11 protein-coding genes are annotated in these 13,761 nt (G+C 60.6%); 3 read left to right on the top strand and 8 right to left on the bottom strand.

All coding sequences use genetic code 11. The features are described 5' to 3' along the window. The first annotated feature begins 39 nt into the window (after nt 1-39). On the top strand, nt 40-1,518 hold the full coding sequence (cls, locus tag HMPREF2630_RS03000) for a cardiolipin synthase (protein WP_070483304.1): 1,479 nt from the start codon (nt 40-42) through the stop codon (nt 1,516-1,518). A 99-nt stretch (nt 1,519-1,617) separates the two neighbouring features. Here cls and HMPREF2630_RS02995 read toward each other — a convergent pair whose 3' ends face one another. After that, nucleotides 1,618-2,715, bottom strand: a complete 1,098-nt coding sequence (locus tag HMPREF2630_RS02995) for a YdcF family protein (protein WP_239663094.1) — start codon at nt 2,713-2,715, stop codon at nt 1,618-1,620. 205 nt (nt 2,716-2,920) lie between these two features. Continuing rightward, nucleotides 2,921-4,126 (bottom strand): RNase H family protein, encoded by a 1,206-nt coding sequence (locus HMPREF2630_RS02990; protein WP_246822744.1) that lies wholly within the window; start codon nt 4,124-4,126, stop codon nt 2,921-2,923. 244 nt (nt 4,127-4,370) lie between these two features. Here HMPREF2630_RS02990 and HMPREF2630_RS02985 point away from each other — a divergent pair, with 244 nt between their 5' ends. After that, nucleotides 4,371-4,649, top strand: a complete 279-nt coding sequence (locus tag HMPREF2630_RS02985; RefSeq protein ID WP_049342736.1) for a putative quinol monooxygenase — start codon at nt 4,371-4,373, stop codon at nt 4,647-4,649. 87 nt (nt 4,650-4,736) lie between these two features. On the opposite strand, the gene HMPREF2630_RS02980 is transcribed toward HMPREF2630_RS02985, so the two are convergent. Both HMPREF2630_RS02980 and ilvD read right to left on the bottom strand, forming a co-directional pair. Then, a complete protein-coding gene (locus HMPREF2630_RS02980; protein WP_049342737.1) occupies nt 4,737-5,768 on the bottom strand; it encodes a hypothetical protein in 1,032 nt (343 codons plus the stop codon). A gap of 239 nt (nt 5,769-6,007) precedes the next feature. Continuing rightward, entirely contained in the window at nt 6,008-7,852 is a 1,845-nt protein-coding gene (ilvD, locus tag HMPREF2630_RS02975; RefSeq protein WP_070483302.1) for a dihydroxy-acid dehydratase, read from the bottom strand. A 402-nt stretch (nt 7,853-8,254) separates the two neighbouring features. Between ilvD and HMPREF2630_RS02970 the strand changes: the two genes are divergently transcribed. Beyond that, the gene (locus HMPREF2630_RS02970; protein WP_070483300.1) at nt 8,255-10,063 is read left to right on the top strand and encodes an alpha,alpha-phosphotrehalase; all 1,809 of its coding nucleotides are present in this window, start codon (nt 8,255-8,257) and stop codon (nt 10,061-10,063) included. A gap of 143 nt (nt 10,064-10,206) precedes the next feature. On the opposite strand, the gene HMPREF2630_RS02965 is transcribed toward HMPREF2630_RS02970, so the two are convergent. The 4 genes from HMPREF2630_RS02965 to HMPREF2630_RS02950 are packed head-to-tail and all read right to left on the bottom strand — an operon-like array spanning nt 10,207 to nt 13,561. Continuing rightward, nucleotides 10,207-11,157, bottom strand: a complete 951-nt coding sequence (locus tag HMPREF2630_RS02965; RefSeq protein WP_070483386.1) for an ABC transporter substrate-binding protein — start codon at nt 11,155-11,157, stop codon at nt 10,207-10,209. Between the two features lie 5 nt (nt 11,158-11,162). Then, nucleotides 11,163-11,861: an ABC transporter permease gene (locus HMPREF2630_RS02960; protein ID WP_049347288.1), complete on the bottom strand. Its 699-nt coding sequence runs from the start codon at nt 11,859-11,861 to the stop codon at nt 11,163-11,165. A 3-nt stretch (nt 11,862-11,864) separates the two neighbouring features. After that, nucleotides 11,865-12,614 carry an ABC transporter permease gene (locus tag HMPREF2630_RS02955; protein WP_049347289.1) on the bottom strand — a complete coding sequence of 250 codons (750 nt, stop codon included), beginning with the start codon at nt 12,612-12,614 and terminating at the stop codon, nt 11,865-11,867. Further along, complete coding sequence (locus HMPREF2630_RS02950) at nt 12,611-13,561, bottom strand: ABC transporter ATP-binding protein (RefSeq protein WP_049342742.1); 951 nt, start codon at nt 13,559-13,561, stop codon at nt 12,611-12,613. Before HMPREF2630_RS02950 ends, HMPREF2630_RS02955 begins: the two co-directional genes overlap by 4 nt. Nucleotides 13,562-13,761 lie beyond the last annotated feature (200 nt).

The following is a 13,761-nucleotide window of genomic DNA, read 5'->3' as shown; positions in this document are numbered from 1 at the left end:
CCCCCCCCGCCCCACACGAAATACCGGCATAATAGAGGGATGAACTTGTTTGCCCCCGCCTACCTCGACTTCCTGCCCGACTGGCTACGCCTCGCCCTCGGCATAGCCGATATCCTCATCCGACTCGCAGCCCTCTGTTGGCTCCCCTACAACCGCAAACCCGTGGTTGCCCTGGGCTGGCTCATGGCCATCTTCTTCATCCCCTTCGTAGGGTTCATCGCATTCCTCGTCTTCGGTTCCTCACGCCTGCCCGCGTACCGACGCGCCCGGCAGCACGCCATGAACGACTTGATCCGCGAAGTCAGCGAGAACAAGCCCTTCCTCACCCGCACCGACGACCTCTCCGACCCCGCAAAGGCAGCCAGCCAGCTCAACTACACCCTGGGCTCACTCCCCCTGGTCGGCGGCAACCAATTCACCCTCCACACCGACAACCACGAGGCAATGGTCGCCATGGCGGAAGAAGTCGACCGCGCCACCAAATACGTGCACTTCGAGTTCTACATCACCGCCTACGACGAGGCGAGCGCAGTCCTCTGGGACGCCCTCTTCGCAGCCCACGAACGCGGTGTACAGGTGCGCGTGCTGATCGACCACATCGGCTCCTGCAAATACCCGTCCTATAAGAAACTCGTGAAAATGCTCAACGACTCGGGTATGCAGTGGCGCCTCATGCTGCCGCTCAAACCGTGGAAACTCAAGTGGCAGCGACCCGACCTGCGTAACCACCGCAAGGTCCTCGTCGTGGACGGACGCGTCGCGTTCTCCGGTTCGCAGAACGCTATTCACCGCTCCTACGACATGCCCGAAAACATTAAGAAGGGCTTGGAGTGGAAGGACCTGACCTTCTCCTGCACCGGCCCCATCGTTGAAGAGCTCAACGCCGTTTTCGTCTCCGATTGGTACTCCGAGACGAACCAGCTGCTGCTCGCCGAAATTAACACGGATATCCCCTATGCGGGTGATGGGATGCGTGCCCAGGTTGTGCCCTCCGGCCCCGGTTTCGAGACGGAAAACAACCTGCGCCTCATCAACTACATGATCTACAACGCCGACCGGCGCATCACCATCTGCTCGCCCTACTTCGTGCCCGAGGAAACCCTGCTTCAGGCACTCACCAACGCCGCCTACTCCGGCATCGAAACCACCGTGATCGTGTGCGAAAAGGGCGATCAGTTCCTGCCCAACATGGCGCAGCGTTCCTACTACGAGCAGCTACTCCAGGCGGGTGTGCGCATCCTGCAGTACCCCAGCCCGACCGTGCTGCACTCCAAGTTCATGTTCGTGGACGACGACCTGGCGTTCATCGGCTCCTCGAATATGGACCCGCGCTCCTTCTCGCTCAACATGGAGGTTTCCACCTTTATTACTGACCGCGCCATGGTCACCATGCTTGAGGAGGTCACGGCCGATTACGAAAGCAAGTGCACCGAGCTGCTGTACACCCAGTGGGCTGAGCGTCCGCGCCGCATCAAGGTGATTGAGAACCTCTGCCGATTGTGGTCATCTCTCCTCTAAATAAAACTGCCCACCCGGATAACCCCGGGTGGGCAGTTTTATTGTATGAGGCGCTATCGCAGGATGCACCGGGCTACAAGCTAGAGCCGCCGCTGGAGGCTAGATCGGCTCGCCCGGGCCCACCAAACCTGCGGAGTGCATCCACCACACGAAGAGCACCACCGCAATGTAGAGGACCGTGCACAGGCTCAAAGTAATGATGTGGCGGCGGCGCGTCATGCTCAAATAGCCGATGAACTCGCGAATAAAAGCGTTCACCGCAAAATACACCTTCGTACGAGCCCCCGCACCCCAGCATTTCAGGCCCAGCGAACGCGCCAGCAGCAACGCACGGAACAGGTGGTAGCTGGTTGTTGCCACAGCAACTTTCGGGGTTTTGCCCTCGGCAACCTCCGGCATCAGAGCGTAAGAGAAGAGCAGGTTCTCGCGGGTATTCACCGCGCGGTCCTCCACAATAATGTCCGTCTCGGGAATACCACGGGATACAGCGTAGCGAGTCATCGCCACGCCCTCGGGTACATCCTCATCCGGGCCCTGACCGCCAGACATAATCAGCTTCGAGCCGGGGTTCTTACGGTAAATTTCAATGCCGCGATCGATACGACCCGCCAGCAGCGGAGTCACCTGATCCCCCATGAGACCCGAGCCGAGCACCACCACATAGTCAGCCTGCTGACGGAAATTCACCAGGTTCAACACTGCCGACACAGTAAAGCCCACCGCGTAGATGGTGAAATAGGTCAGCACCAGCGAAAAATAGAAATAAATTGTTCCCCACACACCGCCCAACGGAGTGTTCTCCGCCGGACCGGGAGCAAAGAACGGGCCCACAATAAGAGCAACACCGGCAGCCAATGCCAAAGAATTAGTGAGCGAAAAACCCTCACGAACAATAAGACGCACACCGCTATAAAGGAAAAGACCGGTCAAACCCAAAGGCGTAAAAATCGAAAGGATCGCCGGAACGATAACAATGAGGAACGCCAACACCAGCAAAATCTGGTTCTCTGCCACAATCGCCGTTACGCCCAAGCTCGTACCCAGCAACCCCACGGTCGCAATCAGCAACCAGCCGACAAACACGCTACGGCGTTCCCGCAGGTAGAGGCAGATAAAGAGCACCAGCGAAAACACCGTCAGCGCATACAGCACCACCAGCGGAATAGATAGAGAAGAGTCGGGAAGCTGAAAAGGCATAAAGGGTCCCAAAAATAAGTGAAGTGCGTGCCCGCTAAAAATCGGGAGATTCAGAAATTCTTCCCCCAATTCTATGCCTGCCTGCACCCACCCCATTCGGAAGCGCTGGGCAGAAAAAGGGTATAAGAAACACGCGAGGCCTCCACTCGACGCATAGATTCTATGCGGTGGACGCATCGCGCGTTCATTTCTACCCAATTCTATTCTAACGCCACAAACGGTTTCCCGCGTGAATTGAAGAGGGTTTAATCTGCACCCAGTCGGGAGCCATCAGGCGAACCGCCTTCGCGCACCCTGCCAGAGCGGTAATAATCGACTCACAGCGCTGGTTAAATTCGCTTTGATGCCGTTTATCAACAATTTGTCCGGGAAAGTGCCGGTGCATCTTCGACACGGAGTCGCTGCTCTCCTGCAGGCCGTGACCGGTATGGCCCGGAACGTGCTTAACCAGCACGCGCTTCTCGCGGATTGCCTCGGTGAGGGAGCGCATCTGGGCGACCACGCGTTCATCCTGCACACCCTCGGAGGCCCAGGTCTCGAAGGTCCAGCGGCTGTGCGCCAGGCGCAACACGAAGGTGATGGCGCCCAAGGAATCGGTATTGATAATCAGGCGGCGCGAACCGCTGTGAAACACGGTATATGCGGCCAGCACGGCCGACAGCTCTCCGGTCATGATATTCACGCCGTCATAGTGAGAGTGAAAGTAAAAGCCGTCCTCGCTCACTCCGGCGATGCCCATGCGGCCACCGCGCTGGTACTTCTTGTTGTGCGTGGAACGAAACGAGCAGTCCGTAAAGACGCTGTAATCCTCCAGCTGTTCAAGCGGGCGGGGGGCAAGAGCGTCGTGCACCATGTCATCCACGGTCTCGCGCGTACGGGTGACCTCGGCCTGCATCCGCTCGTAGGCGGGGGTGCCGGCCAGCTTCACGTGCACCTCACCCAGGGAGTGATTATCGTAGGGGTCCAGCACCTTCTCAAAAGCGCGGTACTCCATAATCGTCTTCAGGTGGTCGCAATCCCGGAACAGGTGCTTCAGATGCTTACGATCGGCCGCAATCGTCACAAGGTTGCAACGGTACTGCTCCGGGATGTGATCCCAGGCGGCCAACACGGCTCGGCCCAGCAGACGGGGATGCACCTCATCGCAGGACTCCATGAGCGAATGAGTGTGCTGAAAGAGCAGGGGCTCCTCATTAATGACGGCGCGGGTGCCGTCCTGCTTCGAAATAAAAACCACCGTCGACAGCGCCGAGTAGCAAAAACCCTGCGCCTGGCGGTGTTCCTGAGCTACCGCAATGACGGCAACTCCCTGATCGGTGTATCCGGCCGGGTAGGAAGCACTATAGTCGGGCGCTTCCCAGGTCAGGGCGCATCGTTTGATATGAGCCGGTGAAAATACCAACGCGGTCACCTCCCGTGACTACCATTCCGCTTCTCCTTTCATGCGTGCGGATTGACTTACCTTTCTTTTATAGGTCGAAGCTGGAGGAGTCGCAAACATTTGTGAGATTTTTTCCAGTCAGCGAAGGGCCGGCCGCCGCCCCCTCCCCCGGGGTGGACATCCGCCGTGCCTGAACCACGCCGCCGCCCCAAAGGTGTACCGTAAGAGAGTCATCAACGATGCGGCACCAGCCGCCCCACCCAAAGGAGAAACCATGATTGGTGTCTACGCAGGACTGTCCGTCAAGCCCGAGCACGTCGAGGAGTTCCTCAAGACCATTGAGCCGCTCGTGACCGCCAGCCGCAAGGACGAGGGCAACGTCAGCTACGACTTCGGCGCCGTCTCCGAAACCGAGTTCGCCTTCATCGAGCGTTGGGAGTCCCAGGCTCTACTGGATGTGCACATGGCCACCGAGCATTTCACCCAGGCCGTCGCCGCATGGGAGCCGCTGCTCGCCTCCGAGCTGGACGTGCGTATCGTCAACTTCCGCTAAGCAGCATCTAAACATACGGTGCCCGGCACCCCTTCCGCTGAGGGGTGCCGGGCACCGTGTGTTAAGTCCCGAAGGCGAGCGCACCCGCTAGTGACGCTCCAGGCCGACCTCAACCGAGTCGAGGGTGAAACCGTTGCCCTCGCTCACGCAGTGCACCTTACCGGTATTCACCGACTTGCAGGTGTACCCGTACGCGGTCACCACCTGACCGGTAGACAGGGCAACAATACCCTCAGTATTCACCGGCTCCGGGCTGGAGGTCTGACCCACCAGGGAAGCCTCCGCGGTGTCCTTGCTCAGGTGCACTCGCTGCTGCGGGGCACCGGTTGCGGCATCCCATCCCTGCAGGGTCACGCCCACCAGCGCCTGGCAGTCCACACCCGACGGGGTCACCGAACACGCGACCTTAGAGTCCGGGCTGGTGAAACGCAGCGCCTCAACAGTCTTCGTCTGCTCACCCTGACCGAAAGTGCCGCCACCGTACGCTTCAGCGAAGGTCAGCGTACCCGACAGCATGCGGGTCTGTGCCGGAATCAGCGCCAGGCGCGGCTTCTCAACGCTACCACCCTGCGTGAAGCAGGCACCCGTAATGTAGTCGCGGCCCTGCACCTTCGTAGCGCACTGGTACCACTCAACACTCGCCGCGCCGTCCTGGTTCTTGCGGCTGTTGAAGAGGCGCACCGCCTCCTGAGCCTTCGCGCAATCCGAACCGTCATACACGTAAATACCGGCGGAACCACCCAGCAGACTCGTCACGCCACAGCGAGTACCAGGATCGATAGTGCTCACGGAGCCGCTCGCCGTGGCGTATGCCGCCTCGTACTCGGCGTCGGTGCTCGGCTCATTCGTGGGGGTCGCCACCGAATCGTAGGTTGCAGGGGAATCCAAGCCGGCAGCAATCTGCACGGTATTCGGTTTCCAGGAGCCATCCGCCGCGGTGAACAGGGTCTTAGCGTCCACGGGCGCGGAAGAAGTCGCCACCTTCATCGGGGCGGTTTCAGAATCATCAGCCTGCGGCTGGGCAGAGCAAGAACTCAAAGCGAGCGCACCGATGCAGGCAAGAGCCGCCAGGGCACGGCAAGTAAAGGCACGCTGTGCGCGTGCGGGCAGGGTAACCATGAATACGTCCTCGTGAGGGTTGCGAATTGCGTTGTGTTGAGTGGTTGTGCTGAGTCGGTGAATCGGATACCTAAATACCCTTCTACACCCTACTGCAATAGCCTTGACAAGGCAATACGCCGCACCGGACTCTCAAAAACGTTAAAAAGGTCGGCACCCCGCCCCGCAGAAAAACTGCAGAACAGAGCACCGACCCTTAGGGGCAAGAATATTAAATTCTCACACGATACGTGAGGGGTTTATGCGTCCTCGGGCAGGATGCGCACGCCACCCTTATCGGCGGATGCGGCCAGCATGCCGTACACCTTCAGGGCGTTCGACACGTGACGCTCACGCGGCTTGGTCGGACGCCACGGTGCGGCGCCCTTCGCCTCGCGGCGAGCAGCCAGCTCCTCATCCGAAACGTTCACACGCAGGATGCGGTTGTTCACGTCAATCTCAATCTCGTCGCCGGTCTGCACCAGGCCGATAGCGCCGCCAGCAGCCGCCTCCGGGGAGACGTGACCAATCGAAATACCAGAGGTACCACCCGAGAAACGACCGTCAGTAATCAGTGCGCACTTCTTACCGAGGCCCAGGCCCTTCAGGTAAGAGGTCGGGTACAGCATCTCCTGCATACCCGGGCCGCCCTTCGGGCCCTCGTACTGGATGACGACAACGTCGCCTTCCTTCACGTTCTTCGACAGGATCTCGTACACAGCCTCGTCCTGCGACTCAACCACGAAAGCGCGACCCTTGAAATGGAACAGCTCCTCATCAATACCAGCGGACTTGATGATTGCGCCGTCCTGGGCGATGTTGCCGTACAGGACCGCCAGGCCGCCGTCCTTGGTGTACGCGTGCTCCACGGCGCGGATGCAACCGTTCTCGGAGTCAGTCTCGTGGGACTCGTACTTGTTCGCGGTCGAGAACGCATGGGTGGTGCGCACGCCACCGGGGGCTGCCAGGAAGAGGTCCTTGGCCTTTTCGCTGGCCTTGCCGCCGCGGATATCCCATTCGTCCAGCCACTCGTCCAACGAATCAGCGTGAACAGAATGAACGTTCTTGTGCAGCAGGCCGGCACGGTTCAGCTCACCCAGCAGGGCGGGGATACCACCGGCACGGTGCACGTGCTCAATGTGATACTTAGTGGAGTTCGGGGCAATCTTCGCCAGGCAGGGAACCTGACGCGAAATGCGGTCAATGTCATCCAGAGTGAAGTCGGCACCCGCCTCGTGAGCAATCGCCAGGGTGTGCAGCACGGTGTTGGTCGAACCACCCATCGCCACGTCCAGCGCCATAGCGTTCTCGAACGCCTCCTTGGTGGCAATGGAGCGGGGCAGAACCGACTCGTCATCCTGCTCGTAGTAGCGCTTAGCCAGCTCCACGATGCGGCGGCCAGCGTCCAGGAACAGCTCCTTACGAGCCACCTGGGTAGCCAGAGTGGTGCCGTTACCGGGCAGCGCCAGGCCAATCGCCTCGTTCAGGCAGTTCATGGAGTTCGCGGTGAACATACCCGCGCAGGAACCACAGGTCGGGCAGGCATTCTTCTCAACCTGAGCGAGCGCCTCATCGCTGACGCTGTCGTTAACAGCCATCACCATGGCGTCAATCAGGTCGAGGCGGTGCTCAACAACGCCCTCAATACCCTCGCCGGACTCCATCGGGCCGCCGGACACAAAGATAGTGGGGATGTTCAGGCGCATTGCCGCCAGAAGCATACCGGGAGTGATCTTGTCACAGTTAGAGATGCAGACCAGCGCGTCGGCACGGTGCGCGTTCACCATGTACTCGACCGAGTCAGCAATCAGATCGCGGGAAGGCAGCGAGTACAGCATGCCGTCGTGGCCCATCGCGATACCGTCATCAACGGCGATGGTGTTGAATTCCTTGGCGACGCCGCCAGCCTCACGGATAGCGCCGGCGACCAGTTCACCCATGTTCTTCAGGTGCACGTGACCGGGCACGAACTGGGTGAAAGAGTTCGCGATAGCAATAATGGGCTTACCGAAATCGTCATCGCCCATGCCGGTGGCACGCCACAGGGCGCGGGCACCAGCCATGTTACGGCCGTGAGTTGAAGTACGTGAACGCAGTTCTGGCATTGTTTTACCTTCCGTAGTGATGCAAGTACTGATTTTACGCGCGGCGTCCAACGCTCTTCAGCTCAGGGTCACTTTGGTTTCATGCATCGAAACGCGCACGAGCCTGCAACCGCCTATCGGTGGGAGGGCTGAGGCCACGGAGTTGTGCCGGATCTGCGGCAGAATTGCCCCCTTTGGGGTAGATGGGGGGCATCACCCCATTATGCCCCCTAATCTGGAATGACCCCAGGTTGCGGGCGGCGATATTCAAGCGGCGAACGCACCGGGAGGCGGCAGGCGTCTGTGTCTGCCGCGGACGAACCTCGCTGCGCATATGTAGCACCGACGCGGTTCGTTGCCAACACGCTGATTTATACACGCTTTTATACACGCTGAACCCTGCATATATTTCAGAAGGTTTCCATGACACAGGCACCCACCGCATCACTCACCCCGGCAGGCGGCAAGGACTTCGCGTCCTCCGTCATCTACCAGGTGTACCCCAAGTCATTCTACTCCTCCGCCGGTGGCGCCTACGGCGACCTGCGCGGCGTCATCGAGAAGGTGCCCTACATTGCCTCCCTGGGCGTGGACATGGTGTGGTTCAACCCGTTCTTCGCCTCCCCGCAGAACGACAACGGCTACGACATCTCCGACTACTACGCCATTAACCCCGACCTGGGCACCATGGAGGATGTCGAAGAGATGATCGCCGCCCTCGCCGAGCACGGTGTGGGCGTCATGTTCGACATGGTCCTCAACCACGTCTCGACCGAGCACGAATGGTTCCAGCGTGCGCTCGCCAACGAGCGCGAATACTGGGACTACTTCTACATTCGCCCCGGCAAATACACCGAGGACGGTCAGCTGCGTGAACCGACCAACTGGGAGTCGAAGTTCGGCGGCCCCTGCTGGTCCCGTTTCGGCGAGTACACGGATGAGCACGGCACTCCTCTGTTCTACATGCACCTGTACGACCGCACCCAAGCGGACGTGAACTGGTACAACCCGGTTGTGCGCGACGAGCTGTTTAAGGTCGTGAACTTCTGGTACGAGAAGGGCGTGCGCGGTTTCCGTTTCGACGTCATTAACGTCATCGGTAAGGGTGAAGAGCTGCTCGACGCCCCCGAAGGCAGCGTGGACAAGGCACAGTACACCGACACCCCGATTGTGCACACCCGTATTCAGCAGCTGAACCGCGCCTCGTTCGGTCAGCATGATGACACCGTGACCGTGGGCGAAATGTCCTCGACCAGCATCGAGAACTGCGTGGGCTACTCCAACCCGGCAAACCACGAGCTGGATATGGTGTTCAGCTTCCACCACCTGAAGGTGGACTACGAGAACGGCGAGAAGTGGTCGAAGGTGCCGTTCCGTTTTGCCGAGTTGAAGCAGATTCTGAACGATTGGGCACTGGGTATGCAGGCCGGCGGCGGCTGGAACGCGCTGTTCTGGAATAACCACGACCAGCCGCGCGCGCTGAACCGTTTTGGTGACGTTGAGCGTTACCGTGCCGAGTCGGCGACCATGTTGGCGACCGTGATTCACCTGCTGCGCGGCACCCCGTACGTGTACCAGGGTGAGGAAATCGGCATGATTGACCCGGTCTACTCCTCGATCGAGCAGTACGTGGATGTGGAGGCGCACAACGCCTACGCGATGCTGCGTGAGCGCGGCCTGAGCGAGCAGCAGGCGCTGGAGATTGTGGCGTCGAAGGCTCGCGATAATTCGCGTGTGCCGATGCAGTGGACCGCGGATCCGGCGACCGCTGGTTTCGGTTCCACGTCGCCGTGGATGGCTCCCGCCCCGGTGCGTGATGCGGCGACCGGTGCCGGTATTTCGGTGGAGGATGAGGAACGTGACGGCGTGATTCTGCCCTACTACCGCAACCTGATTGCCCTGCGTAAGCAGTACCCGGTCATCTCTGTGGGTTCGTACGCGCCCTACGCGTTGGATCACGAGCGGGTGTTTGCGTACCTGCGTGAGCTTCCCGCTGAAGCTGAGAAGGGTAGCCCGGCGCAGCGCCTGCTGGTATTGACGAACTTCTACGGTGAGCCGACCAAGGTTGAGGTTCCGGCTGAGTTTGTTCGTTCCGGTCGCGTGCTGGTGTGTAATTACAAGAATTCTGCGGTCGACTCCACTGCGGCGGATTCTGCTGTATCTGATTCGGCTGAGACGGTGGCGCTGAGCCTGCGCCCCTACGAGGCGCTTGCGCTGCTGGTTGAGGGCTAAAAGCGGTTCCGCGCCTCTCCCCTGGCCTGTGGGGCGGGATGATATAAACCGACCTGGTAATATTCTATTTCTAGAATATTCCCAGGTCGGTTTTGTTTATACCCATTCCTGTAGAGGAATTTATCGGAATTGCAGGCGGATTCTTAGAAGCCGTGCTCGTTCAGCCAGGTAGCAGCCGCCTGCGCGGGCTCCTGCTTAGAGGTACCCGAAACACGGTCATTGAGAGTGCGCAAATCGGCGGTAGTGAGCTTCGCCGAAACGCGATTCAGAACCTCCGCCGCAGAGTCGGGAACTCGCGACGTATTGATAATGGGCAGCACCTGCTGAGCCAGAATCATGTTCTTCGGATCCTCCAGCACCACCAGCTGATTCTGCTCAATCGCGGGGGTAGTCGAGTAGAGGTCAACCACCTGCACGGTGTCATCCAACAGTGCCTTGACGGTCAGCGCGCCGCCACCATCCGAGAGGGGCACGAACTCGGCGGGAACGCATCCGTACTTCTCTTTCAGACCCGGGATGCCGTAGGCGCGCTCGGCAAACTCCGGGGCGGCGCCGAGCTTCAGATTCGTGCAGCGGGAGGCGAGATCTTCAAGGGTTCGCAGACCGTACTTTTGGGCGGTCTGCGCAGTGACCACGAGGGAGTCCTTATCCTCCGCCGCGGAGGCGTTCAGGGCGCGAATTTCCGCTCCTGAGTCGCCCGCCTTAAGCGTGCCAAGGGCGGCGGGTAGCGCCTGCAGAATCTCCTGCGCAGTGCTAGCTGTAGCCTTCGGGTCCAGGTAAAGCAGCAGGTTTCCGGAGTAGTCCGGGATAACGTCCACCGCACCGGAGGCGAGTGCCCCCAGGTACGCCTCGCGGGCGCCGATGCTCAGCTGGGTGCGGGCGTTGAATCCCGCCCGGGCGAGGGCTCCGACGTAGATTTCGGCGAGGATTTGGGATTCGGCGAAGGCCGCTGAGCCAACGATGATTCCTTCGTGTTCGCCGCTGAAGACTTTATCGCCGCTGAGCCCGCAGGCGCTAAGAATACCCGCCATGCCGAGCGCTCCGGCGGCGGTTAGGGCAGTGCGACGTGAGAAGGTTTTAGGTGCCTGATTCATCGGGTTCATGCCTTCTTCCGGTTGATGGTGAGCTCCGCGGGGGTGAGCGCACGCTGCACGAGGCCCATGAGCGCGTCCACGGCGAAGGCGAGAAGCGCCACGAGCAGGGTTGCGACGAGCATGCGCGGGTAATCGCGCACGGCGAGCCCGTCGAAGAGGTACCTGCCGAGGGTTCCGCCGCTCAGGTAGGCGACGATAGTCGCGGTTGCAATGACCTGCACGAGTGCGGAGCGGAGCCCGCCGAGCATCATGTTGGCGGCGAGCGGGATTTCGAGGCGGGTCAGAATCTGCCATTCGGTCAGGCCTTGGGCGCGGGCTGCGTCCACAAGGTCTTCCGGCACAGCAGCGAGGCCTTCGAGGACTCCGGCGAGCAGGGGTGCCGCCGCAATAATAATGAGCACGATGAGGGCGGGCAGGGTTGAGACGCCCAGCCAGAGCGCCAGGATGGTGAGCAGACCGAGCGCGGGTAGCGCGCGAGTGGCGGCTACGGCGCTCATGAGCAGGTTGCTACGGCGGCGGTTAGTGCCGTCGGAGGGTCGGTGGTGCCCAGCCCAGAGACCAAGAGGCACGACGATGAGTGCCGCGCAGGCGGTGGCGAGGGCGGTGACGCTCAAGTGTTCGAGCAGGCGCACGAGAATTCCGGTGCTTCCCTGCCAGTTGGCGCCGTCCATGAGGTAGGCGAGGGTTCGTTCTATGACGTTCACGGGTTATGCCTTCCTTTCGGGGCTGCGGCGGTTCATAACCGTAGCCGCCTGCCAGGGCGTAAGTGCCCTCGTCAGAAGGATAAGGAGCAGGTCGAGGACCAGCGCCAGCAGCAGGCTGAGAACCACGCCAGCGAGAATCTCCGAAGGGATATTGCGTGCGAGTCCGTCGGTGAAGAGCGTGCCGAGCGAGGGCACACCGATGAGGGCGCCTACGGATACCATCGCAATATTGGCGACGGTTGCCACGCGGATTCCCGCCATAATGACGGGCGTAGCAAGGGGCAGGTAGAGCTCCATCAGCGCCTGTCGGGGCGTGTATCCGAGGGCCCGTGCAGATTCGTGCACGCTATCGGGTACGGAGTCGAAGGCATCCACACCGGAGCGCACCATGAGCGAGAAGGAGTAGACGCTCAGGGCAACGAGCACGTTCAGCGGGGAAATAATTGAGGTTCCCAGGATGAGCGGCATCAGCACGAACAGTGCGATTGAGGGGATGGTGTACAGCAGCGAGGAGAGGTGCATGAGGGTTCGCGCACCGATGCGGCGTTCGGAACCGCGGTCGCGGCGGCGGCTCGCGTAGTAGGCGGCCGGCAGCGCGACGAGGGCACCAATCGCGACGGGCACGACGCCCTGGTAGAGGTGGCTGAGGGTCAGTTCGAGGATGCGCTGGCTATTGGTGGCGACCCACTCCCAATGCATGTCGCTTGCGGCGAGAGGTGGCGCCGCCAGCACACTATTTTCTAGAAGACTCATTCGCTTTTCTCGCCTTCTACCGCACCATTCTGCGCTTCTCGGGAGGCGGCAAGTCGGCGTGCGCGCGCCTGGCGCACCGTCTGCTCGTCCAGCAGACCGGCAACGGAGCGGCTCACGAAGGAGCGCACAAAATCATCGGCGGGGCTGTAGAGAATCTCTTCGGGAGTACCGAACTGTGCGAGGCGGCCGCCCTCCGCGAAGACGGCGATTGTATCGCCGAGCAGAAGCGCCTCATCAATGTCGTGGGTGACGAACACGATCGTCTTGGCGAGTTGCCCCTGTAGGCGCAGCAGCTCTTTCTGCAGGTCGGTGCGCACCACCGGATCCACCGCGGAGAACGGCTCGTCCATCAGCAGGACGGGTGCATCGGCGGCGAGAGCACGCGCCACACCAACGCGCTGCACCTGACCGCCCGAAAGCTGGGAGGGGTAGCGCTTAGCGTACGAAGAATCCAGACCGACGACCTCAAGCAGTTCGAGGGCGCGAGCCTGCGCCTGTTTGCGGGAGGCACCGAGCAGACGCGGCACGGTGGCAATATTCTGTGCGACGGTGCGGTGCGGCATGAGACCGCCCTGCTGCATGACGTAGCCAATGCCGCGGCGCAGCTCGTAGGGGTTCTTTTCGTGCACGTTCACACCGTCAATGGTGATGGTGCCGCTATTGGGCTCTACCATGCGGTTAATCATGCGCAGACTAGTGGTTTTACCGCATCCGGAGGGGCCGACGAACACGGTAATCTGACCGGCGGGGATATGCAGATTCAGGTCCTGCAGTACCGTGGTGGGTTCGCCGGTTCGGCTCGGGTAGCTCTTGGTGATGTTCTCGAAGCGAATTCCGCCTGCGGGGTTGCTGTCAGCGGCAGAATTTTTTGCCCAGGGAATCTGGGCTGAGCTCGGAATCTGAGGTGAGCTCTCCGGAGGCTGTGAGCTGGGATTCTGAGCGGTCATGGGTGCAGTGATCCTTTCTGCTGGCCATCGTGTATGTGTGTGCCTGTGCGCAGGAATTATCCGGTTAGGTTCCGGCGCGGAGCTATCTACAGGAGCTATCCGCAGCAGTGCGGTGGGTCCGTACTGTATAGAAGAAGGCGGCATCTCAGGGTTTTATTCCCAAGATGCCGCCTTTTCGGCGGTTTTGCAGTATCTACAAC

This window comes from Rothia sp. HMSC072B03 (assembly GCF_001809565.1).
GTDB classification, from domain to species: domain Bacteria; phylum Actinomycetota; class Actinomycetes; order Actinomycetales; family Micrococcaceae; genus Rothia; species Rothia mucilaginosa_A.
The sequence above is the reverse complement of the archived record's forward strand: the minus strand, read 5'-3'. Positions and strand labels throughout refer to the sequence as shown.

What these genes read in the sequence shown, in the direction of transcription:
- HMPREF2630_RS02950 (WP_049342742.1), bottom strand. Translation starts at nt 13,561, where the DNA reads ATGACCGCTCAGAATCCCAGCTCACAGCCTCCGGAGAGCTCACCTCAG.
- HMPREF2630_RS02970 (WP_070483300.1), top strand. Translation starts at nt 8,255, where the DNA reads ATGACACAGGCACCCACCGCATCACTCACCCCGGCAGGCGGCAAGGAC.
- ilvD (WP_070483302.1), bottom strand. Translation starts at nt 7,852, where the DNA reads ATGCCAGAACTGCGTTCACGTACTTCAACTCACGGCCGTAACATGGCT.
- HMPREF2630_RS02965 (WP_070483386.1), bottom strand. Translation starts at nt 11,157, where the DNA reads ATGAATCAGGCACCTAAAACCTTCTCACGTCGCACTGCCCTAACCGCC.
- cls (WP_070483304.1), top strand. Translation starts at nt 40, where the DNA reads ATGAACTTGTTTGCCCCCGCCTACCTCGACTTCCTGCCCGACTGGCTA.
- HMPREF2630_RS02955 (WP_049347289.1), bottom strand. Translation starts at nt 12,614, where the DNA reads ATGAGTCTTCTAGAAAATAGTGTGCTGGCGGCGCCACCTCTCGCCGCA.
- HMPREF2630_RS02980 (WP_049342737.1), bottom strand. Translation starts at nt 5,768, where the DNA reads ATGGTTACCCTGCCCGCACGCGCACAGCGTGCCTTTACTTGCCGTGCC.
- HMPREF2630_RS02995 (WP_239663094.1), bottom strand. Translation starts at nt 2,715, where the DNA reads ATGCCTTTTCAGCTTCCCGACTCTTCTCTATCTATTCCGCTGGTGGTG.
- HMPREF2630_RS02985 (WP_049342736.1), top strand. Translation starts at nt 4,371, where the DNA reads ATGATTGGTGTCTACGCAGGACTGTCCGTCAAGCCCGAGCACGTCGAG.